The organism is Shewanella inventionis, assembly GCF_019931735.1.
In the GTDB taxonomy this organism is placed as follows: Bacteria; Pseudomonadota; Gammaproteobacteria; order Enterobacterales; family Shewanellaceae; genus Shewanella; species Shewanella inventionis.
In genome coordinates this window covers 540,220-562,927 of sequence record NZ_CP082926.1, presented here as the reverse complement: position 1 = coordinate 562,927, position 22,708 = coordinate 540,220, and the positions used below count along the sequence as shown (strand labels likewise).

The 22,708-nt window shown below is 43.3% G+C and carries 21 protein-coding genes and 1 riboswitch; of the genes, 3 read left to right on the top strand and 18 right to left on the bottom strand.

Annotated elements, in window-relative coordinates; all coding sequences use genetic code 11:
- Positions 1 to 93: 93 nt before the first annotated feature.
- The 4 genes from moaE to moaA all read right to left on the bottom strand — a co-directional run bounded on the left by moaE (position 94) and on the right by moaA (position 2,385).
- Positions 94 to 555 carry a molybdopterin synthase catalytic subunit MoaE gene (gene moaE, locus K8B83_RS02595; RefSeq protein ID WP_188740595.1) on the bottom strand — a complete coding sequence of 154 codons (462 nt, stop codon included), beginning with the start codon at positions 553 to 555 and terminating at the stop codon, positions 94 to 96.
- 2 nt (positions 556 to 557) lie between these two features.
- Positions 558 to 806 (bottom strand): molybdopterin synthase sulfur carrier subunit, encoded by a 249-nt coding sequence (gene moaD, locus K8B83_RS02590; RefSeq protein WP_188740594.1) that lies wholly within the window; start codon positions 804 to 806, stop codon positions 558 to 560.
- A gap of 48 nt (positions 807 to 854) precedes the next feature.
- The gene (gene moaC, locus K8B83_RS02585; RefSeq protein ID WP_373284941.1) at positions 855 to 1,292 is read right to left on the bottom strand and encodes a cyclic pyranopterin monophosphate synthase MoaC; all 438 of its coding nucleotides are present in this window, start codon (positions 1,290 to 1,292) and stop codon (positions 855 to 857) included.
- 112 nt (positions 1,293 to 1,404) lie between these two features.
- Positions 1,405 to 2,385, bottom strand: coding sequence for a GTP 3',8-cyclase MoaA (gene moaA, locus K8B83_RS02580; protein ID WP_188740592.1), 981 nt, complete (start codon positions 2,383 to 2,385; stop codon positions 1,405 to 1,407).
- Positions 2,373 to 2,505: riboswitch (molybdenum cofactor riboswitch) on the bottom strand. (Overlaps the previous gene by 13 nt.)
- A 233-nt stretch (positions 2,506 to 2,738) precedes the next feature.
- Here moaA and K8B83_RS02575 point away from each other — a divergent pair.
- Positions 2,739 to 4,388 (top strand): electron transfer flavoprotein-ubiquinone oxidoreductase, encoded by a 1,650-nt coding sequence (locus K8B83_RS02575; RefSeq protein WP_188740591.1) that lies wholly within the window; start codon positions 2,739 to 2,741, stop codon positions 4,386 to 4,388.
- Between the two features lie 212 nt (positions 4,389 to 4,600).
- Positions 4,601 to 6,520 (top strand): methyl-accepting chemotaxis protein, encoded by a 1,920-nt coding sequence (locus tag K8B83_RS02570; protein ID WP_188740590.1) that lies wholly within the window; start codon positions 4,601 to 4,603, stop codon positions 6,518 to 6,520.
- Positions 6,521 to 6,611: 91 nt separating this feature from the next.
- On the opposite strand, the gene K8B83_RS02565 is transcribed toward K8B83_RS02570, so the two are convergent.
- The 6 genes from K8B83_RS02565 to K8B83_RS02540 form a co-directional block, all read right to left on the bottom strand.
- Complete coding sequence (locus K8B83_RS02565; protein WP_188740589.1) at positions 6,612 to 6,971, bottom strand: DUF4870 domain-containing protein; 360 nt, start codon at positions 6,969 to 6,971, stop codon at positions 6,612 to 6,614.
- Positions 6,972 to 7,025: 54 nt separating this feature from the next.
- Positions 7,026 to 7,718: an MOSC domain-containing protein gene (locus K8B83_RS02560; protein WP_398410115.1), complete on the bottom strand. Its 693-nt coding sequence runs from the start codon at positions 7,716 to 7,718 to the stop codon at positions 7,026 to 7,028.
- 359 nt (positions 7,719 to 8,077) lie between these two features.
- Positions 8,078 to 8,923, bottom strand: a complete 846-nt coding sequence (locus K8B83_RS02555) for a PfkB family carbohydrate kinase (protein ID WP_188740750.1) — start codon at positions 8,921 to 8,923, stop codon at positions 8,078 to 8,080.
- Between the two features lie 137 nt (positions 8,924 to 9,060).
- Positions 9,061 to 10,398 carry a coproporphyrinogen III oxidase family protein gene (locus K8B83_RS02550; protein WP_188740751.1) on the bottom strand — a complete coding sequence of 446 codons (1,338 nt, stop codon included), beginning with the start codon at positions 10,396 to 10,398 and terminating at the stop codon, positions 9,061 to 9,063.
- A 504-nt stretch (positions 10,399 to 10,902) separates the two neighbouring features.
- Positions 10,903 to 11,292, bottom strand: coding sequence for a N(4)-acetylcytidine aminohydrolase (gene yqfB / locus K8B83_RS02545; protein WP_188740752.1), 390 nt, complete (start codon positions 11,290 to 11,292; stop codon positions 10,903 to 10,905).
- Between the two features lie 37 nt (positions 11,293 to 11,329).
- Entirely contained in the window at positions 11,330 to 12,199 is an 870-nt protein-coding gene (locus K8B83_RS02540; protein ID WP_188740753.1) for an AraC family transcriptional regulator, read from the bottom strand.
- A 282-nt stretch (positions 12,200 to 12,481) separates the two neighbouring features.
- On the opposite strand from K8B83_RS02540, the gene K8B83_RS02535 reads away from it, so the two are divergent.
- The gene (locus K8B83_RS02535; protein WP_188740754.1) at positions 12,482 to 13,645 is read left to right on the top strand and encodes an iron-containing alcohol dehydrogenase; all 1,164 of its coding nucleotides are present in this window, start codon (positions 12,482 to 12,484) and stop codon (positions 13,643 to 13,645) included.
- Between the two features lie 153 nt (positions 13,646 to 13,798).
- On the opposite strand, the gene K8B83_RS02530 is transcribed toward K8B83_RS02535, so the two are convergent.
- The 8 genes from K8B83_RS02530 to K8B83_RS02495 all read right to left on the bottom strand — a co-directional run bounded on the left by K8B83_RS02530 (position 13,799) and on the right by K8B83_RS02495 (position 22,706).
- The gene (locus tag K8B83_RS02530) at positions 13,799 to 14,668 is read right to left on the bottom strand and encodes an EamA family transporter (protein WP_188740755.1); all 870 of its coding nucleotides are present in this window, start codon (positions 14,666 to 14,668) and stop codon (positions 13,799 to 13,801) included.
- A gap of 128 nt (positions 14,669 to 14,796) precedes the next feature.
- Positions 14,797 to 15,231, bottom strand: a complete 435-nt coding sequence (locus tag K8B83_RS02525) for a GNAT family N-acetyltransferase (RefSeq protein WP_188740756.1) — start codon at positions 15,229 to 15,231, stop codon at positions 14,797 to 14,799.
- A gap of 339 nt (positions 15,232 to 15,570) precedes the next feature.
- Entirely contained in the window at positions 15,571 to 16,527 is a 957-nt protein-coding gene (locus tag K8B83_RS02520; RefSeq protein WP_188740757.1) for an alpha/beta fold hydrolase, read from the bottom strand.
- Between the two features lie 263 nt (positions 16,528 to 16,790).
- Positions 16,791 to 17,585 (bottom strand): EcsC family protein, encoded by a 795-nt coding sequence (locus K8B83_RS02515; RefSeq protein ID WP_188740758.1) that lies wholly within the window; start codon positions 17,583 to 17,585, stop codon positions 16,791 to 16,793.
- 79 nt (positions 17,586 to 17,664) lie between these two features.
- Positions 17,665 to 17,904, bottom strand: a complete 240-nt coding sequence (locus K8B83_RS02510; protein WP_188740759.1) for a hypothetical protein — start codon at positions 17,902 to 17,904, stop codon at positions 17,665 to 17,667.
- Between the two features lie 265 nt (positions 17,905 to 18,169).
- The gene (locus K8B83_RS02505; protein ID WP_188740760.1) at positions 18,170 to 19,186 is read right to left on the bottom strand and encodes a formate dehydrogenase subunit gamma; all 1,017 of its coding nucleotides are present in this window, start codon (positions 19,184 to 19,186) and stop codon (positions 18,170 to 18,172) included.
- Positions 19,187 to 19,232: 46 nt separating this feature from the next.
- Positions 19,233 to 19,829, bottom strand: a complete 597-nt coding sequence (fdh3B, locus tag K8B83_RS02500; RefSeq protein ID WP_188740761.1) for a formate dehydrogenase FDH3 subunit beta — start codon at positions 19,827 to 19,829, stop codon at positions 19,233 to 19,235.
- Positions 19,830 to 19,856: 27 nt separating this feature from the next.
- On the bottom strand, positions 19,857 to 22,706 hold the full coding sequence (locus K8B83_RS02495) for a formate dehydrogenase subunit alpha (protein WP_188740781.1): 2,850 nt from the start codon (positions 22,704 to 22,706) through the stop codon (positions 19,857 to 19,859).
- Positions 22,707 to 22,708: the final 2 nt, after the last annotated feature.

Here is a 22,708-nt window from a genome sequence, read left to right as displayed (position 1 = left end):
ATACCGCGTTGCCGTATCAGTAACTTCAAAAAAGACATTTATAGCAGACCCTATTTAATGAGCGTTATACCTGTTCATACAATCATCACCAGATTATTTTTGCCACATTTTAGCGGCTTGCTCATCGCTATCACGAGCCTCAACCCATTTACTACCAGCCTCATTGGCTTCTAATTTCCAAAATGGTGCTTTGGTTTTTAAATAATCAATTAAAAACTCACACGCAGCAAAAGCGGCTTTACGGTGTGCACTGGTCACGCCAATAAACACGATTTGTTCACCCAAGGCCATAGTGCCAACACGATGAATAATCGTCACCTTGTTTAGTGGCCAGCGCTCACGTGCTTGTTGGCAAATTTGCACCAACACAGACTCGGTCATGCCAGGGTAATGCTCAAGTGTTAAGTCAGTTACTGCACTGCCATCGTTAAAATCACGCACTTTACCAATAAAATTAACCACCGCACCGTCTTGGTTATCATTGGCCAATAAAGCGTATTCGTCAGCAACGTTAAAATCATGAGTTTGTACACGAACCTTTGTTGCTGTGTTCATGCTTAACCTCCTGTGACTGGAGGGAAGAAAGCCACTTCATCACCCGCTTTAACGGGAGTATCCCACTGACTAATGGTCTGATTAACAGCAACTAATAACTTATCTGATGTCAGCACTTTGGCCCATTTGTCATCGGTTGCCGCCAGTGCAGCACGTAACTCTTCTGCGGTATGAATATTGGCGCTACTGTGCTCCACTTTCGCGGTGCCGAGCAACTCACGGACCTGCGCAAAAAATAATACTTGGATCATAGTGGTCTCTCAATGCGTTTAATTAATAACAATAAATCCGTATACGGTTTACAGCTGGGCGCTAAAATGGCCTGATTTTCCGCCGCGTTTTTCAAGTAATCTCACCTGCGAAATAATCATGTCTTTTTGCACGGCTTTACACATATCGTAAATGGTTAACGCCGCCACTGATGCAGCAGTTAGCGCTTCCATCTCGACACCGGTTTTACCTGACAATTTGCACAGGCTCGTAATGCGAACGCGGTTATGTTCAGGTTGTGCTTCAAGTTCAACTTCCACTTTGGTGAGCATTAATGGATGGCATAACGGAATAAGATCTGAGGTTTTTTTGGCCGCTTGAATACCAGCGATGCGGGCCGTAGCAAACACATCACCTTTATGATGGCTACCACTGATGATCATAGCCAATGTATCTGGGGCCATTTCAATAAAGGCTTCAGCTCTGGCTTCGCGTTCAGTGACTGCTTTTTCAGTAACATCGACCATGTGGGCGTTACCGTCGGCATTAATGTGGGTAAAACGATGACTCATGATATGAATACCTTATCAAATAAAATTTGTAGGTTAGCAGTGCTAATTGCTCGAAGAAAGGTAACGACTAACCACCAATAGAGGCTAAGTGCTTAGTAACGCCTGTGATACCCTGATGTAGAAAATGAGTTTCTTTCTTTTGTGCTAATTGCCCATGTAAGCGAGTAATCAATTCATCTCGCTGTGAGGCATCTTGCAGCAAGTCGCGTAAATCAACACCACTTTCAGTAAATAAGCACAAATGCAGCTTACCTTTAGCAGACACTCTTAAACGATTACAACTGGCACAAAAGTTTTTGGCGTACGGCATTATCAAGCCAATGCGGCCTTGATAATCACTATGACTGAAGTTTTGAGCTGGGCCGTCATCTGCACTAGGCAAGTCGTATAACCACCCCTCTTGCTCTAGTTGCTGCTTAATGTCGACACCCGCCAAATGATGAGCGTTAAAATACTCGCGACCTAAACCCGTTTCCATCAATTCAATAAAACGCAGGTCAATAGGAGTGTGTTTTATCCAATGTAAAAAACGCGGTAAGTCTTTATCGTTTAACCCCTTGAGCAAGACGGCGTTAACTTTAATCCGCTCAAACCCAGCCTCGAGCGCAGCGTCGATACCTCGCATCACTTGGTCGAACTTATTTTCACCTGTAATTTGATAGAACATTCTAGGATCTAAACTGTCTACCGACACATTAATCCGACGCAATCCCGCGTCGTACCATTCTTTAGCATGTTGCTGTAAACGGTAACCATTGGTCGTCATTGCCACGGTATTTACGTTACTGGTATTAGCAACAATGCGCACAATATCGGTAAAATCTTTGCGAAGTGTGGGTTCGCCGCCCGTGATACGAATTTTTTGCGTACCTACCGCTGCAAAACCTGCAACAAGATTTTCAATCTCGCTGAGCGTTAAAAAAGTAGGCTTGCCATCTGGGCGATAGCCATCGGGCAGGCAATAGCTGCATTTGAAGTTACAAACGTCAGTAACTGACATCCGTAAATAATGAAAACGTCGACCATAATTGTCTTGTAACTGGGACATGTTAACCTTTCCAAGTGCGGGAGGTAAGTGCATTTCTTTACTCACCCCGGTGGCAAAATTACCACGGCTAAGTGTCCATATCTTTGACGTAGGACAAAAAGCTCGGAGAACCGTCAGTCCTATGATTATAGGCCTATTTATTGGTGAACAAATACCCCTTTAGGCGAATATCACACCCAAAAGGGCTAACTCGTTTATTATTTGTGACTCGACTCACGCAGATAAGATTGTGTTTGCTACTGTGACAAAAGCAAAAATTGCGGTAAGGTGAGTAAAAGGATAAACGATCGTTTAATTATCGTTATTAGAAAAACTAAAACCCGCGATGAACGGGATACTTGAAAGGTGAGAACATGGAACGCGAGTCAATGGAGTTCGACGTCGTAATTGTCGGTGCTGGCCCAGCAGGTTTAGCTACCGCTTGTCGTTTAATGCAAATATCAAAAGATGCTGACAAAGAAATTACCGTCTGTGTGGTTGAAAAAGGCTCAGAAGTGGGCGCCCATATTTTATCTGGCGCGGTTTTCCAGCCTGATGTGCTAGACGAATTGTTCAACGATTGGCGAGACTCAGACATACCGCTGAACACCAAAGTTAGCCACGACGAAATATACCTGCTTAACTCTGCCACTCAATCTCGTTTAATGCCAAACAGTTTAGTGCCAAAAACCATGCATAATGATGGAAACTACATTATTAGTGTAGGCAACCTTGCCCGTTGGTTAGCAAACCGTGCCGAAGCCATGGGCGTTGAGATTTTCCCAGGGTTTGCCGCCAGTGAATTACTGTTTAATGAAGACAACAGTGTTAAAGGTATCCTTATTGGTGATATGGGTGTGGGTGAAGATGGCCAACCCAAAGACAGTTACATGCCAGGTATGGAGCTACACGCCAAATATACTGTTTTTTCAGAAGGTTGCCGTGGTCACCTTGGCAAGCAATTAATCCAAAAATACCATTTAGACAATGGCAAAACCCCTCAGCATTATGGCCTAGGTTTTAAAGAAATTTGGAAAATCCCCGCAGAGCAACACCAGCAGGGTAAAGTAGTACATACAGGCGGCTGGCCATTAGTTGACGGTGCATCTGGCGGCGGTTTCTTGTATCACATGGAAGACAACCAAGTCGCAGTTGGGCTGATTATTGATTTAAATTACAAAAATCCCCACTTAAGCCCATTTGATGAATTCCAGCGTTACAAAACGCATCCAGTGATTGCCAAAGCCTTAACTGGCGGAGAGCGCTTAACTTACGGGGCAAGAGCCATTGCTAAAGGCGGATTAAACTCCTTGCCTAAAATGAGCTTCCCAGGAGGGCTTATTATTGGATGTAATGCTGGCACCCTCAACTTTGCCAAAATTAAGGGAACTCATACCGCAATTAAAAGCGGCATTATTGCAGCCACAACACTAGGCGAAGGGTTAATAGCGGGCTTAGAAGGCGGTAAAGATCTAGATTGTTTCCAACAACGCTTTGAAGAGAGCTGGCTGTACGACGAGTTATATCAATCGCGCAACTTTGGCCCAGCCTTACATAAATTTGGCACCATTGTTGGCGGTGCATTTAACTTTATCGATCAAAACTGGTTTGGCGGTAAGTTCCCTGTCACATTCCGCGACACAACCCCAGACTATGCATCAATGGGACTTGCAAGCGAATACAATAAAATTGACTATCCAAAACCAGATGGAAAACTCAGTTTTGACAAATTATCGTCAGTGTATTTGTCGAACACTTATCACGAAGAAGGTCAACGCTGTCATTTACACTTAAAAGACCAAAGCATTCCTATTTCGGTTAACTTAGTCAAATTTGACGAACCTGCACAACGTTATTGCCCTGCCGGCGTTTACGAAGTTGTAGAAGATGCCGGTGAGAAAAAGTTTGTCATTAATGGCCAAAACTGTATTCACTGTAAAACCTGCGATATTAAAGACCCAAGCCAGAACATTACCTGGGTAACGCCTGAAGGCGGCGGTGGTCCTAACTATCCAAATATGTAATTGAACCAATAGTTAATATCTTGACTATAGTCAAAAAAACGCACTTAAAAATAGGTGCGTTTTTTTTATATTATCGACTATCATTAGCCCCATAACATCACAAAGACCTACACCATCAACCGTTTTGTATATTAATGATCATACAAAATAACCTTCAATTTATTGCCATTGTGTCCGATATAACAAAGAGATACTTTTAGAGGCCGTTGTAGATGAATACATTTAACACCCTTACCATTAAGCAAAAAATCTTGCTCACGGTAGCTTTTGCTGTGCTGTTATCAACCATGTTAGTCGGGTTACTAAGTCAGCACAGTGCCAAACAAGTTGTTGAGCAACGTATGCTTGACTCCGAAATGCCAAGTTTAGTCATGCAAATTCGCAATGAAATAGACCTACAAATTAGCAGCCTGATCAATGCATCTGAACAACTTGGACATAGCCGAATGTTAGGCGCATGGCTTGAAGAAGGCCGCCCTGCCAGCCAAGAAAATCTCGTCGTGGCTCAACTAAAAGACATGCAAAATCAATTCGATTTAGTGCAAGCGTCTTATGCCGACCGAGACACAGGTGCTTACTACACCCAGGATGGATTTTTACGTATTTTAAATCAGCAACAAGACGCATGGTTTTTTGATTATCGCGCCAGCAAACAAGAGCGTATGTTAAGTGTTTACACTGAGGCTACTGGCGAAGTTAAACTGTTTGTCAGCTATCAGCAGCCTAATGGTCGCGGCATGGTTAGCCTGGCTAAATCGTTAGATGACATGGTGAATTTATTGTCTTCATTTAAAATTGAAGACTCAGGATTTGTCTATCTTATCGATGCCAGTGGTAACGTTAAGCTGCATCCTGACACCAGCAAAGTAGGCAAAGCTGCATTAGCTAACTTGTACCCTAATGCCAACACCAATGGCTTGCTAAATAAAAACGATTTTAATCTCGTAAAAGCCAACATTAACGGCCAAGACATGTTAATTGCGTCGAGCTACATAAAATCAATGGACTGGTATTTAGTGGCACAAGTACCCGAGGCAGAAGTGTTTGCCTTGCTTGAAGAATCGGCCTATCAAATCTTGATATGGACCATGCTCATTGCCGTAGTATTTATCGTCATATCTATTTCTGTTGCAGGCTCTGTGAGTCGACCGATTGCGCAAGTTGCTGAAATGTTTCGTAACATCGGCGAAGGTGAAGGTGATTTACGCCAACGTTTACCCGTAAATGGCGAAGATGAAATCGCGCAGTTAGCTCGAGGGTTCAATAGCTTTATCAGCAAAATTCAAGAAACCGTTGTTGAAGTTGCAGAAACCAGCCAGCAACTTGGTTTGTCGGCAATTGATGTATCAAATCAAGCACATCAAACTCTAGACGACAGCCATCTGCAAAAAGACCGTACCATGATGGTTGTGGCCGCCATTAATGAAATGGGTGCAACGGTAAATGAAATTGCCGCCAATGCCGCACAAGCCGCAGTAACGGCTCGTGACGCTGACACTGAATCTGTCGATGGCCAAAAAGTGGTGACCCGTGCACGTACAACCATCAACCAACTGTCTAAGGATGTGGCTCAAGTAGGCGAAGTGATTGAATCTCTAGCCACTCACACTAAATCCATTGGTAGCATTTTAGATGTTATCAGGGCGATTTCAGAACAAACCAATTTACTGGCTTTAAATGCAGCAATTGAAGCGGCTCGCGCAGGAGAAGCCGGCCGAGGCTTTGCGGTTGTAGCAGATGAAGTGCGAAACCTAGCATCACGCACAGCAGCATCGACCAACGAAGTACAAACCATGATCGATAAACTGCAATCAGAAGCCAGCCGCGCGGTGAGCGCCATGACACAATCGAGTAGTCGCTCAAAAGAAGGGGTTGCCGCGGTAGACGAAGCAAGCCAATCATTAAGCGGCATTAGCGAACGTATTGCCCTTATCAGTGACATGAATATTCAAGTGGCGGCTGCAACCGAAGAACAATCAACGGTAGTAGAAGACATCAACCGCAACGTAACCGAAATTAACGACATTACTCAACGTACATCTGACACTGCTCAAGCGGCTGCTCAAGCAAGTAAAGCACTAAACCAACTTGCGAGTCGACTCGATGTGTTGGTGGCTCGCTTTAAGGTGTGATCCTGAGTGCTTGCAACCTGCAAACACTCTACAGCTCGTAAATATAATAATGCCACTCATTGAGTGGCATTATTTTTATCACCTTAAGGTATTATTTCAAAAACTTAATCGACAGTGGATATTGATAGGCAATGCCGTCGCTGGCTTTGACTATCGCGATAATAGTACAAATAATATCTAATAATGCCAGTGCAACTAACAGTAATACGCCAACGCCCACCAAAATCAAAACCGCCGAAACTATCGCATAAATCATTAAACTCAATTTGAAGTTAAGGCAATTTTTACCGCACTGATTAGCAAACTCAAACTCGTCACGTTTCATCAACCACACAATTAGCGGACCTAATACGCTTCCAAACGGAAACACATAACCCGCAAAACTGGCGGCATGGATCAATAAGCCCATGTCTTTTGCTTGTTTATTGATTTCACCTGTCAATTCAGACATTCGATGTTCCTTATCATGCTGTTATTTTATATTCGTTATTGTCTAACCGTATTTTTAACTGGCTTTACCATACAAACGCATTGCCCAGTCTTCGATACTTTGCTGTGCCAGGCGGCGTTGCAGTGACTCTACCCAACTTTGCGCTAAGCCTTCACAAGCCAATAAAACTTGATACTGCTCGGCATTAAACTCGGGTAAAAAATAAATCTGCATTGCTTGAGCCACACTAATATCTGTTTTTCGCTCAATTAAATAGATACTGTCACTTGGCTTAATATCGCCTTCAGATAACACGCGGTAAAACCAACCACACATGCGGCTTTCCTGCATAGCCAGCGCAAATTTAGGATGCTCAAATTGTACATTAAGCTTAAAACAAGGCGAGCGAGGTTGGGTCACTTGCAAAGTAACATCACCAATTTGAACAATATCACCAATATTAACCTGGGCTTCGTTTAAGCCAACCGTACTGATATTTTCCCCCATCGACGGTGCATCACGAAAGCTAGACATTAAATCCCAGCGGCGATACTGACCATAATGCTCCCGAGGAAAATGATGTAATACGCGGTCTAAACCACCGTGATGTTTTGAGTCGGCTTCGCTGTTACCAACGACTCGGTCAAATAATACGGTTAATTGAGTGGCGGCATGCTTTTGGTTAATACCACTAGCTACGCCATGGTGCATCTGTACTTGGTCACCTAAATACAACCCAGATATACGATTTACCCACTTTAACTTCATCCCGCTCATCCCTGTTGACATATAAACACTTGTAGCAATATACCCAATTTTTAGGCAAAAAAAAGCCTTACTGGGGAGGAGTAAGGCGATAAATAAAATGGGAGATTGTACCGATGCAAAGTCACACTTGTGAGTTCAATCAATTACGATACAAATTGTGTTAGACGCAAGCATCATAAACATCAATGATGACATACGCATGACAGTTATAGGGGTTCGGCTAAAAACGTTTTACTCTTTGTTGAATGATTCTTTGCAAATAAAGAGTTGCTTAGATGACTAGTCAATTCGCCTCAATTAAATCGTTTTCAATTCGAACAAAATTCAATCAGCAAAGAGCAACAGCCCTAGGGCCTAGGTTACAACAAATAGTTTTTCAAGGCGTCACCAGGAATAGAGCTTTGCGTTGCCACTGCAAATGATGCCCATAATGCGCCTTCATGCATCGCATCTGTAATTGGCATTTTATGGCATAAACCATGTATAACACCTGCGGCATACGCATCGCCTGCACCTGTGGTGTCAACAACTTCGGCATACACAGCTGGTACATGTTGCTGCTCTTGAGCACTATATACAATCGCACCTTTATCACCGTCGGTCACAATAAAGTGCTGCAATGCATTACCCGCAATGGTTTGAGCAAACTGCCACGGCGTTTGGTTACAACGGCCTTGCATATCTGTAATTGAGGCTATTAATACATGGCATGGCCGCGGGCGTTGATCTTTAGCAAGCTGCGCAACAACCAGGCAATTAGGATTATGGTTCATGGCGTCTTGCGCCCATAACTCAGCACCATTAGCAGATGAGTTGATATAAAACGCATCCCATTGCAGCCAATCTGGTGCTGCGGGTAATTCAAAGATCGGCCGTTGAGGTCTAATAATGGTTCGCTCGCCATCTGGGGTCATCACCAGTAGCATTTCGCAAGTATTACCACTAAAACGATGAACTAGGCGACAATCTAAACCTAAAGTGCTCGCTTTTGCCAAAATCCAATCGCCAATATCATCACTGCCGACTTCGCTCACTAACGACACATTATGTTTAGCCCACACCAAACCTAAGCCGGTGTTTGCCCCACCGCCACCTAGACGTAAGCCACCATCTTGATAATGAAACCTACCACCGGTTTGTAAAGGTTTATCTAAACGTAAAATACGGTCACAGTTGATATTGGCAAGCAATAGAATATTAGCCATTGGGTCTTTCCAAGCATCCATTCGATTGGATAAGCTTACGTGAATTTACCTATATCTGCATCTAGCGATTGTCACAAAAACGTCAACCTTGAAATACAGGTTGGCGTATCTTGCAGCAATACGCGCAAAACCAAAGGCTACATGTCTAAATCGGTTAATGGTTGACGTAATTGAGCGCGAACATTGTCCATGCCAGAGTAAAACTCTTTCATCATTAACAGGCCTAACATTTTCCCGTTGTCGGTCACAATCAGTTCATCTGGATTGAGTGGGTCATTTTTCAGCGCCCCCATGGCTTTCATTGACGCCATTTCTTTAAATAAGGCAGTGTCTAAATTAACGTTAAAGGTATCGCGGAAATACTGGCGAGATAAACGTCCAGAGAACATACCCAGTAAAAAACGATATTGCATGACTTCTTTTAATTGGTATTTTTTCTGCTGCTCAACGGCCATACGCCCCTGCGCAATACGCTGTTGATATTTTTTAAGCGAAAAAGTATTCACGTATAAAGTGTCATTTAAGAAACTAAATGAACCCGACCCCACACCAAGGTATTCATCATAATCAATCACGTATTCATCAAACCCTTCATTATCGGTTTTACCGAACGCCCATGCAGACAGTTGGTTATACTGGCCTGTTAAACTATTTAAAATTTGACGGTACTGATTAACCATTTCACCATGAGGCGCGGCCAACGTCCCTTTCACGCTTTTACGCGTTTGGTGAGTAATCATCAGTGGATAAGTGGTAATTTGGCGCGGGTCGAGCTTAGATGCCATGTCAAGGTCGGCTTGAATAATGTCAGCACTTTGACCTTTAAAACCAAAAATTAAATCAACGTTGATAATCGGGAATAACTCTTTTGCCGCCATAATACGATCGAATGTTTGTTGTCCCGATCCAAACTTATCGAAGCGGTCAGTCATTTTTAAAATGCCGTCATCGAAACTTTGAACACCGATCGACATTCTGTCGACCAATCCTTTTAATTGCTTAAACTCAGGGTTTGCCAAGTGTTGAGGATCAGACTCGCAAGACACTTCTTTAATGCCTGGAAACAGGGTTTTAGCATGCTCAATTGTTCTAGCTAATTCGTCTTCAAGCACGGTTGTCGTGCCACCGCCGATGTACATAGACTCAAATTGATAACCTAACTCTTTTGCCATCTGCATTTCTTTACGCAGTGCAACAAAATACTCGCGCGCTTTATCTTCACGAAACAAAAACCGATGAAAAGTACAAAACGAGCACAAGGTATGGCAAAACGGAATATGGGCGTACAACATGTACTTTTTGCCTTCAACAGGCTTAGGCATGCGGTCGGTCGAAATAGTGTCAAGTCGCAAATTTTTATCTACATAATATTGCATCACCCGTTCCATTGAACTGATCATCCAATTGGGCACGGTAATATTGGCCTGGTAAGGTTTAATCAACTCCTGGCTGACTGATTGAATAATAGTAGACATAAAAAATCCTAACGAAATGAAGCCCTGAGAGCAAAACCATTGATAACAAGGTATTAAATACAAAAGCAATAGGCGGTAAAAATATCACTTTAGCGGTAGCTAAAATGTGAGGTAACTAGTAGTTATAAAAACTAACACAGCTCAAAAAGGACATTTGTTAAGCAGAACATGTTTTAGACACTGCTGTTGTGAACCAAGTCTAAAACATGGATGCGTCAAAGATAACGAATTGAAAGGTAATTATTTATACCATTTCCATTAATTATGTGACCAATCAGAGTCGCTCAGACTGTTCAGTTTGAGGCGCATTGTTGAAATAATGGTTATTCCCTTCTAAGGCAATGCAACAAAGAAATGGACTGTCTGAGCGTCTCCTGCAAGGCGGGTTTCTGTGCCTTCTATGCTGCTTAATAGTATTTTGACGTACGACTGCATGGATGCAGGAGGTAGAGCAACGCAGGAGCAGTTGCCGAGAGCAACTATGCCTACAATCCTATTACTTGCCTAGAAGGCACAGAATTCCCGCTGAATGACCAGATAATTAGTGGAATTGGTATTAGAACTGATGCCCGCATCAATTAGCGAAAAGGAAATCAAAAATAGACATTGCTGATCAGGATATACCTGTTGAATAAGGTGCTTTAACTCATCTAAAGGTAAGCTTTCTTGAGCGGCATGAAACTCATTGATATCGTCAAAGGCCAATGGCTCGACAGACAAAATGAGGATGTCGCAAACCTTGATATGGCTTTCAAGGGTATAAACCTCAACTTGAGTACCCGGCTGGTAATGACTTTCGCTAACATCACGGATAGTAATCGTCTTTTTCCCTGATGCCACTAAGGGTGTTAAAAACTCAAAAAAAGTGATTTTTGTAGGTGCATCTGCAGCCATAGTAAAGCCTTAATTAATATCGCAATATAAAGTCACATTATAACCGAGCAAATTCGCCAGGACTTTGCTCAAAATAGCGTTTAAATTCACGGCTAAATTGTGCCGTACTTTCATAGCCTACCTGAATAGATACCTCTTTCACTTTCATTTTCTGTAATTGCAGTAATTCTCTGGCTTTATTTAAGCGGATTTTTTTAACATATTGTATTGGCGTTGACGAGGTCACCTCTTTGAAACAGCGATGAAACGCTGAGGGACTCATATTCACAAGGCCCGCTAATGTATCAACCTCAACAGACTCACCATAGTGCTTATGAATATAACTCAGTGCTTTTTCAACCCGAGATAGACGAGTGTGACTTAACGACAAGGCATACAGGGGGGCGGCATTGGGTGAGTCGAGTAATCGATAAAGCAACTCTAGCACAAGTGCCTCGCCCATCACTTGAGCCTCTAGGGGTGACTGCAAAGCCTGCAATAATCGAATAACACTACAATCCATGTCTTCGGTGCTGTCGGCAATAAAAAAACCACTTTGGCGAGATTCATTTAAGTCTTTTGGAATTTGATGATGCTCGTCCATTAACCTAACGATGTAATTTAACTGCACCAGGTTAATATCAACCATCAAAACCAACACAGGCTCTTCAATACTGGCAAAGGTTTCGCATTCTACTGGAAGCGGCACTGTCATCACTAAAGAATGCTGGCGGTCGTAATCAAAGGTTTGATCCTCTATGTACACACGCTTTTTACCCTGACCAACAATCAGCACGCCCTGGGAATAACACAGTGGACCCCGTGAGGCGTATTGTGAACCGCGAAAAACACGCACACCTGATAGGTAGGTATCGTTAACCCCTTCTTTTGGTGCTAACTGCGCCATTAACTTAGCAATCTCGTTCATCGTACCACCTTGATCATATTCACTACACCGCCCGCTAAAAGCAATGTTACCAAAAAAGCAGTAAAAGGCATTATATTTATAAAATAAACCGCATTTTTAAACAAAAAAGGCAGGAATGCGCATGAATGAGACAGTTATGTGTATGTTTATTTTGACTCAAGAGGCTAATATAGACACATGATTTTTCCGTGCTGTTTACGTCACGTTTAACACCTAATGTTAAAGAGATTGGCTTAACCGCAATATGTTCTTGTTTTATCGCAAAACCAAAAGGCGCCAAATATGCTTAATTTTAACTATCGTAACCCTACTCATGTTGTTTTTGGTAAAGACCGCATCGCAGAGCTAGATCAACTTGTACCCGCAAATGCCAGAGTATTAATTACTTACGGCGGTGGTAGCGTGCAGCGTTTCGGTACGCTTGATAAAGTCAAAGCGGCATTAGGTAACCGCACAGTATTTGAATTTGGCGGCATTGAAGCCAACCCTAAATACGACACATTGATTAAAGCTGTTGAGGTTGCACGTAAAGAAAATATCGATTTTTTACTTGCTGTCGGCGGTGGTTCAGTCATGGACGGCACTAAATTTATCGCGCTCGCCACTCAGTTCGACGGTGACACAACAAGCTTGCTACACCACGGCTTTAACCCTGTTCCTGTGGCTAACGACAAAGTGATTCCGCTTGGTGTGATTGCCACATTGCCAGCGACCGGCTCAGAAATGAATGCCTTTGCAGTTGTGAGCTATCAAGGCGGAAAATTTCCAGTAAACCACCCTTGCGCCTACCCAACATTTGCCATGCTAGACCCAGAACTAACCTTCAGCTTACCCCAAATTCAGGTGGCGAATGGTGTGGTTGATGCATTTGTGCATGTGCTTGAACAATATGCAACTTACCCTGTTGATGCTCGTGTACAAGACCGTATGGCTGAAGGTATTTTACGCACATTAATTGAAGTTGGCCCTGTCACAGTCGCAGAGCCAACCAACTATGATGCTCGAGCAAACTTAATGTGGAGTGCAACATCTGCCTTAAATGGCATGATTGGCACAGGTGTACCGCTCGATTGGTCAACTCACATGATTGGCCACGAGCTAACGGCCCTATTTGATATTGACCATGCACAAACACTCGCGGTGATATTGCCGTCACTATGGCGCGTGCTAAAAGAGCAAAAACACGCAAAATTAGTACAGTATGCTGAGCGCGTGTGGGATATTACCGAAGGTGATGAAGCAAGCCGCGTAGACCAGGCTATTGATAAGACCGAAGCCTTCTTTAAGCAAGTAGGTTTACCAGTGCGCTTACGTGACCATGGTGTAACTCAAGCGCAACTATCTCAAGTTGTTGACGCATTAGAAGCCCACGGCATGACAGCATTATCTGAAAGCGGCAAAGTTGATTTAGCCACCAGCCGTAAAATTTTAGATATGGCGTGGTAAATAAAAAACACATCGGGTTAGGTGGCAAATCACCACCTAACCCGTTGTTTTAGCGTTCAATTAATATTTGAACGTTATCCATAGCACCCTAAAACCTAACCATTCATATCTGCACGCTAATTGACATAATGCAAGGCTCTTTAGCCTATCTATTCATACCCCCATCTCAACGGCTTTTTTAGGGGTAAAGCTACTGCCTATTGACGCAATAATCACTAAACCAATTGCGGCCCACTGCAGTACTGTTAGTTGCTCACTTAAAATCACAAATCCAGCCAATGCAGCAATTGCAGGCTCTAAACTCATCAATACACTAAAGGCTTGAGTCGGCATATTACGTAGCGCTACCATTTCTAATGAATAGGGCAACGCACTCGATAACACCGCCACTAATAATCCTAGAGGTAATACTTCCCAGCTAATTAATGCTAACCCCTGACTCACCGCGCCAACAGGCACCAAGACCACTGCGGCCACCGTCATCCCAAGCGCCACGGTAATACCACCAGATGCTTGCTTGCCTGTACGAGTGCCAAATAATATATAGCCGGCCCAACATGCTCCTGCACCCAATGCCATCAAGGCACCTAAAATATCAAGCCCTTGCGCACTTGATAAACTTGGCATCAACAGCAAAATACCCGTAATAGCACAGGCAACCCAAAACAAATCACTTTTTCGTTTGGAGCTAAATAAGGCAACGGCCAGAGGGCCGGTAAACTCAAGCGCAACGGCAATCCCTAAAGGAATGCGCTCAATCGAGAGATAGAATAAAATATTCATCCCACCTAAGCACAGACCATAAATAATAATACTCTGCCAATCCCGTCCCTTAGGCAAAGCACGCCAAGGGCGAAACACTAACCACAAAACAGCTGCGGCAAAACCTAAACGCAGTGCTGTGGTGCCTTCAGGCCCAATAATCGGGAAAAGTTGTTTCGCTAGTGAAGCACCCGACTGGATAGTGACCATTGCGAGTAAAACACTACCAATAGCGGTTAGTAGTACACGATTGATTTGCATAGATTAAACCTAAAAATAAACGCTCAGTGGGGGCATTCTACCTGAGCAAACGAAAACCCGGCAGCATTAAATCATTACATGTAAAGAAGTCATACCTTTGATATGCCATCGCATTAACGTGCATAAAATTAGAGCGTTTTAACAAACTCTATTTTACTGTTCTCAATTGTTCCATTATTTTCATAACCACAAATTTGATAACCACTTGAAATAAGCATGTGTAACATATTGGGAAATTGGTTCATGGATTTAACTTTAAGCACGTTAAACCCATGCGCAATAGCCCAAGCCTCTTGCTGTTGGCGCAATTGCGAAGCCACTTTCATCTTTCGATGCGCTGGTATAACGCCACCTAACCAGCTATAAAATTCAGTATCGTTAAGCGAGTAGCCTATCTTAAAACCTATCGGTCTGGCATTGTGGGTCGCCACTAAAATCAAACTCTGTTTACCTGCCAATCTCGCAACGATGTCGGCTTCAGAGGTGAGATGGCTAAACTCAGGTATTAACGAAAGTACCGCCACGATATCACCTACCTGCCCCTTAACAAATTGGTATTCCATTATGCCGCACTCCTATTTTGTACTTTCAGTTTAATAACACTTACGATCACAACGTTGCCATATCCATAAGAGCCTCTGTGCCCATCACCAACAAACCTATTAACTGCGGGCAAACATCATCACTCGCAACCATAAGCCAAATATTAGGGTCTGTTGGTCTTTCAAGGTTATTTTTGCAGCAATAATACTTGTTTGATAAAAAGGTATAAAAAACACCTTATTCGTTAGCCAATAAGGTGTTTTGTTCATAACATGCTTTTGTTGCTCATTACAAATTAGGCTGCACGTTAGGTCATTTCATCAAACAATATAAGGGTGATGTCGCTTAAATCGTACGGCTCAATCAGCTAGCGCTTGGTCAAATGCCTTTATAAATACTGGGTAGTTTTCAATTTGTGGCATATGACCTAAGCCTTCAAGTTCAATTAATGTTGAGCCTTTAATTAACTTGTGGGCATTCACACCCAGTGTTTTGTAGTCACCTAATGTTCTAGTGACCCCTTCTTTTAACCAGCCACGGCCAGGCCCAGTTTGATCTCGGGTACCAATGATTAGTATCGTTTCACTGGTGATTTGCGAAAACCTATCGACAATGTTTTCTGAGAATATTGGGCCATAGGTTAAGGCATTATTCCACGCTATCACTGGCCAATCATCGCCTGCAAGCATGCCTTGTAACGGCGCTAACAATTTTTCATATTCATTTGACCATTTACCATCATAGTAATTGGCTTTCTGGTAATTTCTGGCTTTATCAACACTGGTGGCGAGTTCATTTTTATAAAAAAAGTTAACGTCTTTAAATTGCACATACCGGCTGTAATCTTCTAAGCCAATAGGATTAATCAAAATAAGCTTATTTACCGCGTTTGGATAGTTAACCGCAAATGTTGTTGCTAACATGCCGCCCATTGAATGACCGACAAGATCAATTTTATTAATGTGTAAACTGTCGAGTAATAACTTAGTGTTTAACGCCAACTGGCCAAAACTGTATTGATAAAAGTCGGGTTTAGTGGATTTACCAAAACCGATTTGATCAGGAATAATCACTCGGTAGCCTTTCGCTAATAAATCGTTTGCAACCTGCTCCCAGTAGTAACCAGAAAAGTTTTTACCATGCAAAAGTACAATCACTTTTTTGGTATTTTTGTCGCCAATGTCCATATAACGCATGGCTAAATCGTTTTTTTGCGAATTAAAATTAAACGTTTGGACTTCAAAGGGATAATCAAAGCCATCTAACTCTTTATTGTAGCTGACAGGCTCTGCTGCAAAAACCGACGGCAACACCATCAATAGGCTCAATAATATTAAAAAAAAATCGAATCATACTTGCCTCACTCATAAAAACGATAAACTAACGAAAATGCAAACTACCAGCCAGTTATTGCTAATACAACATCGTTCTTTTCATCTATTACATGGCGGCGCAATATCAACACATGCAAGAAAATCCCACTCATGTTGCATTGATGCTTAGTTAGGCCAAGCAAGTTACGCCTCTTACCGGCAATAACAATCTGGGCCTCACATACCTTTACACACCTTACCACTTGTTAACTCACGTGTTTCGGCAACAAATTGTACGCGGTTCTAACGGTATCATACCCATATAATCGCTCAAGCTTACGTACAATAAAGTGGCCTCTTGCCATGTCTTGAAAGTGGTCAATAAACAAGGTGTTAATGATGGCACCACCAGCGGCGCCAATGGCCGGTATAGCTTGAGCCGCGGCCTTTTGAGTAACTTGTACGCCAAATTTTTCAGCAATATGACTGATAAGCTTAACCAAGAGCGGTGCGGTTTCATCGGTTATGCCTTTTTTAACCATAAACTCAGCGGCCTCGGTTACCGATTTAGCCAACGCTGCTCTCACGGTAAAATATCCAGACTCGCTGCTGTCGTCTAAATCACTGGCGCCGCCTAAAGCAAACACTTCTAAACAGGCCATTTTTGTCTCTAACGAGGTAATCAACTCACCTTCGCTACGGGCAATATCAGCTATCGATCGCAACATAATGGTAGTAGATACAGGGAGTTCAACGGCAATGGCTGTTAAGCCAAAAAAACCGCCCACGCCACCACTCACCGCAACACCTAGTTTATGCCAACGATTCGATGATATCTCACCGGGGCTGTCTTTCATGGTAAAAATAGCCGCTTCTGAGGCTTTCATTAGTGATTTTTCGGTGACCTTAGCGATATTTTTATTCCAGTTAGCAGGCAGTAATGCCAACCCTTTTTCAATTGGCGAACCTATAAAATTGGTTATTTTTACCGCCAAGCCTGGGTTTTCTAATAGTGATTTGGCAATCGCAAGTTCTTTGTGATGCAATTGAGAAATATTCAACGATTCTCCCCCTAACAACAGTGCTATGACGTCACAAAAAAATGAATATTCAAATAGTCATACAATAAAGTGAACCACTTTAATCATCAGTTTTCACGTTTTGGCTGACTGTTTTGGTATTTTTACTCACTATAGTCTGCATTTCTTGCTCAGTTTTGAGGCGACAAACAGCCAACTGACCTAAACGCATCGCTTTAATTGCCTCTAAAGGATCTTCACTCTGACGACCTCGTTGTGACATATCATAAGCAACACTATCATCAACAATCTCATCCATATTGTCATCAACAGACGTTGTATCATTTTTGGGCGTTGCCATTACAGCCTCTTTTATATTTAAGTCGTTTTAGTAAAAAATATCGTTTAAGCGAGCTAAACAGGTCATTTTCACCATATTTAATAACATACCTCTTTCTCTACTCATGAGGATAGCCTTTGATCATAGTCATATTAATCACACCGCTAAACTCACCATGCCGCAATCAGCCAAAACAAAAAATGCCAATAAAAAACACCTTGTCAGTAACCTAACAAGGTGTTTTATCTCTATCATGAACAAGTGGATTCGCACTTATTTTATAGGCTTACTCTTTGTATTTTAACGTGCCATCGGCTTTGATTTCGTCGTACCACACATTATGGTGCTGCGAAGCCCAGTTTTCGTCACAATAGCCAGATACCATACACTCCATACCACCTTCACTGAGTACGGTTGCCATCCAAATATGCACAATGGTAAATGCGATTAAAATCGTCGCACTAACACCGTGTATCAGCAAGGCAATCATTGACAGCTCACGAGGTAATTCCAGTGTTGGGAACACCAGCATAACGCCTGTAGCACTGATGCTTAGACCAAAAATAGCTAAGGTCCAAAACCACATTTTTTCACCCGCGTTGGCAAATCCACTGTCTGGATGTTTGCCTTTAAACGGACCAAAATTAATGTAGCCACCTACCACTAAAAACCATTTTAAATCATACATTTTAAAGGTTTGTAATGGCATCCATTTAATCACACACAACAACCAAGACACCATAAAAATGGGTCCAGACCAATCGTGAGTAAACTTACAAAATGCAATGAGTCCGGCCCATATTCCTTCGCCCACATAAGGCGCAAGAAAATGCCGTCCGAGCATAATAACAATGCCCGTTACCATTAGTGTGAGGCAAGATACTGCCATTATCCAATGTAACCACAGATCGCTTTTGTTCCATCGAAGCACCATTTTACCTGAAAAGCCTTTACTCAGTTTAGATGGACCATTGACTAAGTAAAACACTAAAAAGGCACCAAAAACCCCTATTACGGCTAAGCCGATTGCAGGTTTTAGGTAGGTATTTCGCAATGCCTTTCCTTCATTGCCGGCGACATTGATAAGTACATCGGCTTCTAACGCTTTATCTGTACTGTATCCCGGTTCGCCGGCTTTTACTGCACGCCAGAGATCTGCATCGCTGGATTTAGACGTTGCTTGTTGCTGGCTAGATTGTTCATCAGCGGCATACACCGGCGATGTGGCCAATCCTAATCCCATACACAGAACCAACAGAGCAAACATCCTGCGCAGTGATTTGTTTAACGTTAAAGTTAACATTGTCACTCCTTAAGTGGCTGCGAACTTAATCGCAGCCCATGCTCGGTTAGATCATTTCGCCTGTTTTAGGATTGTAGCCCCAAATCACATTTGGATTACCGCGTGTTGCCATACGTTGACGGTAAATGTCAGACACTATGCCTGCATCGCCCGCAAGTAACGCTTTGGTTGCACATAACTCGGCGCACATAGGTAATTTACCTTCTGCAATACGGTTTGAACCGTATTTTTGGCGCTCTGCATCAGAATGATCTTCTTCAGGGCCACCCGCACAGAATGTACATTTATCCATTTTACCGCGGCTACCAAATGCAGTCTTTTTAGGGAACTGCGGTGCACCAAATGGGCAAGCATAGAAGCAGTATCCACAACCGATACAGGTATCTTTGTTGTGCAATACTATGCCGTCTTCGGTACGGTAGAAACAGTCTGCAGGACATACGGCCATACAAGGCGCGTCGGTACAGTGCATACAAGCAACTGATATTGATGCTTCTCCTGGTTCACCATCGTGAAGTGTCACCACGCGGCGACGTTGAATACCCCACTCTAAAGCAGAGTCGTTCTCGTTTTTACAAGCTGTGACGCAACCGTTACACTCGATGCAGCGTTTGGTGTCACACAGAAATTTCATGACTGCCATAATGGCTTATCTCCTCATCAAGTGTTGTTAGGCTTTGCTGATCTGACACAAGCTAGACTTAGTCTCTTGCATCTGAGTCACAACGTCATAGCCATAGGTCATTACAGTGTTAGCTGATTCGCCAATAACGTAAGGTACCGTGCCTTCTGGGTAGTTTTTCTCTAGGCTCTTGCCTTCAAATACACCCGCAAAGTGGTATGGCATAAAACATTCACCTGCAATAACACGTGGTGTCACCATTGCTTTAACGGTGATCTTTGCCCCTTCTGGACTGTGAACAAACACGTCGTCACCATCACGTAAACCGCGATCTGCAGCATCTGCTGGGTTGATCTCGATAAACATTTCTTGCTGAAGTTCTGCAAGCCATGGGTTTGAACGGGTTTCTTCACCACCACCTTCGTATTCAACCAAACGACCTGTAGTAACCGCTAATGGGAAGTCGGTTGCAAAGTCTTTATCTTGAATAGACTTATAAAGTGTTGGTAGACGTGCAACCATGCGGTCTTCATAAGTAGGGTATTTAGCCACTAAATCACGACGAGGTGTGTATAGCGGTTCACGGTGTAATGGAATGTCATCAGGGAAGTTCCACACGATACAGCGCGCTTTCGCGTTACCGTACGGGATACAACCATGCTTAATCGCCACACGTTGGATACCACCAGAAATATCGGTTTTCCAGTTTTGCCCTTCCGCGTGTACTTTTTCTTCAGCGGTTAAGTCATCCCACCAGCCAAGCTGTTTAAGCATGTCAGCGGTAAACTCTGGATAACCGTCTTGAATTTCAGATCCTTTTGAGTAAGACCCTTCGGCAAGAATGTTGTTGCCATTATGCTCAACACCATAACGCGCGCGGAAGTTACCACCACCGTCTTTTACTTCACGGCCGGTACGATACAAAATTTGCGTACCTGGATGCTTCATTTCTGGTGTACCCCAACATGGCCAAGGTAGACCATAGGTTTCACCTTTAGCTGGACCGCCTGGTGCCTCTAACGAGTCAACATCAAACGTGCCCCAGTTTTCTTGGTGCATTTTCAATCGCTCAGGGCTTTGACCTGTATAACCAATGGTCCACATGCCCTTGTTAAACTCGCGGGTCACATCTTCTACTAATGGCTCTTCGCCATTGACTTTAATGTGCTTACAGAATTGCTCTGCAACGCCCCATTTTTTAGCCAACTTGTACATAATGATGTGATCAGGTAACGACTCAAACAATGGATCAATGACTTGCGTGCGCCACTGAAGCGAACGGTTTGACGCAGACACAGAGCCATAGGTTTCAAACTGAGTTGCCGCAGGTAATAGATACACGCCATCTTGACGTTCGTGCATAACACCCGCCATAGTTGGGAATGGATCGACAACGACTACGGTGTCCATTTTGTTCAGAGCTTCACGCACTTCACGGCCACGGGTTTCAGTGTTAACAGATTGACCCCAGAAGAATGCGAGACGAATATTGTCTTTTTGCGCAATCTTGGTTTTGTCTTCTAACACGCCATCATGCCAACGAGAACAAGGAATACCTGCCGAGGTTTGCGGATCTTGCCCAAGATATTGTGCCTGATCAAAACGGCCTTTAATCCAGCTTGGCTCGAGATCCCACACATTAGCCCAATGGTCCCATGCACCAGTTGTTAAACCATAGTAACCCGGTAAATTGTCAAACAATAAGCCAAAGTCTGTGGCACCCTGTACGTTATCGTGACCACGGAAAATATTGGTTCCGCCGCCTTCGACACCCATGTTGCCAAGGGCTAGCTGTAAAATACAGTATGCACGAGTGTTAGCGTTACCAACGTGATGCTGAGTACCACCCATACACCATACTACGGTGCCGGGTTTGGTTTCTGCCATCATTTTAGCAACACGATACATTTGCGCTTTAGGTACACCAACTACATTTTCAACTTCTTCTGGCGTATATTTTTTCACTTCTTCTTGGATACGTTCCATGCCGTATACACGTTGAGAGATGAACGAATCATCTTGCCAACCGTTTTCGAAGATGTGCCATAACAGACCATAAATAAATGGAATGTCGGTACCTGGACGAATATGCACATACTCATCAGACTTAGCGGCTGTACGAGTAAAGCGTGGATCAACAACAATGATTTTTGCACCGCGCTCTTTACCAATTAAAATGTGCTGCATCGCTACTGGATGCGCTTCACATGGGTTAGAACCGATGAACATCATGCATTTTGAGTTGCGGATGTCGTTAAACGAGTTAGTTTGCGCACCGTAGCCCCAGGTGTTTGCTACACCAGCTACCGTGGTAGAGTGACAAATACGTGCAGAGTGATCGACATTGTTAGTGCCCCACATTGCTGCTAATTTGCGATATAAATAAGCTTGTTCGTTTGAAAATTTGGCGCTGCCCATGAAGTAAACTGAATCTGGACCAGACTCTTGACGAATCGTTTCCATTTTATCGCCAACTTCATTAATGGCTTGCTCCCATGAAAGACGCTTCCACTTGCCGCCTTCTAATTTCATTGGGTATTTTAAGCGTTTTTCACCGTGACCATGCTCACGCAGTGCAGCACCTTTGGCACAATGTCCACCTTGGTTAAATGGATGATCGAATGCAGGCTCTTGCCCTGTCCACACCCCATTTTGTACTTCAGCATAAATACCACAACCCACTGAACAGTGAGAACAGATGGTTCTTTTCACTTCAGTTGGTGCGTTATGAGGCACATCTTTTGCCTCAGCTTTACGCATCATACCTGCACCAAGCATTGACGCTGCGGCAATACCACCTGTCGCCAAACTGGCAGACTTGAGGAATTGACGTCGGTTAAGACCTAAGCCAGACGTTGTTTTAGTCTCGACTGTGTCTGATTTGCGGGTTAATCGCATCA

Coding starts and splice junctions, on each gene's coding strand:
- K8B83_RS02520 (WP_188740757.1), bottom strand. CDS start 16,527: ATGGTGTTGCCGTCGGTTTTTGCAGCAGAGCCTGTCAGCTACAATAAA.
- K8B83_RS02555 (WP_188740750.1), bottom strand. CDS start 8,923: ATGGCTAATATTCTATTGCTTGCCAATATCAACTGTGACCGTATTTTA.
- K8B83_RS02575 (WP_188740591.1), top strand. CDS start 2,739: ATGGAACGCGAGTCAATGGAGTTCGACGTCGTAATTGTCGGTGCTGGC.
- K8B83_RS02550 (WP_188740751.1), bottom strand. CDS start 10,398: ATGTCTACTATTATTCAATCAGTCAGCCAGGAGTTGATTAAACCTTAC.
- K8B83_RS02540 (WP_188740753.1), bottom strand. CDS start 12,199: ATGAACGAGATTGCTAAGTTAATGGCGCAGTTAGCACCAAAAGAAGGG.
- K8B83_RS02530 (WP_188740755.1), bottom strand. CDS start 14,668: ATGCAAATCAATCGTGTACTACTAACCGCTATTGGTAGTGTTTTACTC.
- yqfB (WP_188740752.1), bottom strand. CDS start 11,292: ATGGCTGCAGATGCACCTACAAAAATCACTTTTTTTGAGTTTTTAACA.
- moaA (WP_188740592.1), bottom strand. CDS start 2,385: ATGTCCCAGTTACAAGACAATTATGGTCGACGTTTTCATTATTTACGG.
- K8B83_RS02510 (WP_188740759.1), bottom strand. CDS start 17,904: ATGGCAACGCCCAAAAATGATACAACGTCTGTTGATGACAATATGGAT.
- fdh3B (WP_188740761.1), bottom strand. CDS start 19,829: ATGGCAGTCATGAAATTTCTGTGTGACACCAAACGCTGCATCGAGTGT.
- moaC (WP_373284941.1), bottom strand. CDS start 1,292: ATGGTCGATGTTACTGAAAAAGCAGTCACTGAACGCGAAGCCAGAGCT.
- moaD (WP_188740594.1), bottom strand. CDS start 806: ATGATCCAAGTATTATTTTTTGCGCAGGTCCGTGAGTTGCTCGGCACC.
- K8B83_RS02505 (WP_188740760.1), bottom strand. CDS start 19,186: ATGTTAACTTTAACGTTAAACAAATCACTGCGCAGGATGTTTGCTCTG.
- K8B83_RS02570 (WP_188740590.1), top strand. CDS start 4,601: ATGAATACATTTAACACCCTTACCATTAAGCAAAAAATCTTGCTCACG.
- K8B83_RS02560 (WP_398410115.1), bottom strand. CDS start 7,718: ATGAAGTTAAAGTGGGTAAATCGTATATCTGGGTTGTATTTAGGTGAC.
- K8B83_RS02495 (WP_188740781.1), bottom strand. CDS start 22,706: ATGCGATTAACCCGCAAATCAGACACAGTCGAGACTAAAACAACGTCT.
- K8B83_RS02535 (WP_188740754.1), top strand. CDS start 12,482: ATGCTTAATTTTAACTATCGTAACCCTACTCATGTTGTTTTTGGTAAA.
- K8B83_RS02525 (WP_188740756.1), bottom strand. CDS start 15,231: ATGGAATACCAATTTGTTAAGGGGCAGGTAGGTGATATCGTGGCGGTA.
- K8B83_RS02565 (WP_188740589.1), bottom strand. CDS start 6,971: ATGTCTGAATTGACAGGTGAAATCAATAAACAAGCAAAAGACATGGGC.
- moaE (WP_188740595.1), bottom strand. CDS start 555: ATGAACACAGCAACAAAGGTTCGTGTACAAACTCATGATTTTAACGTT.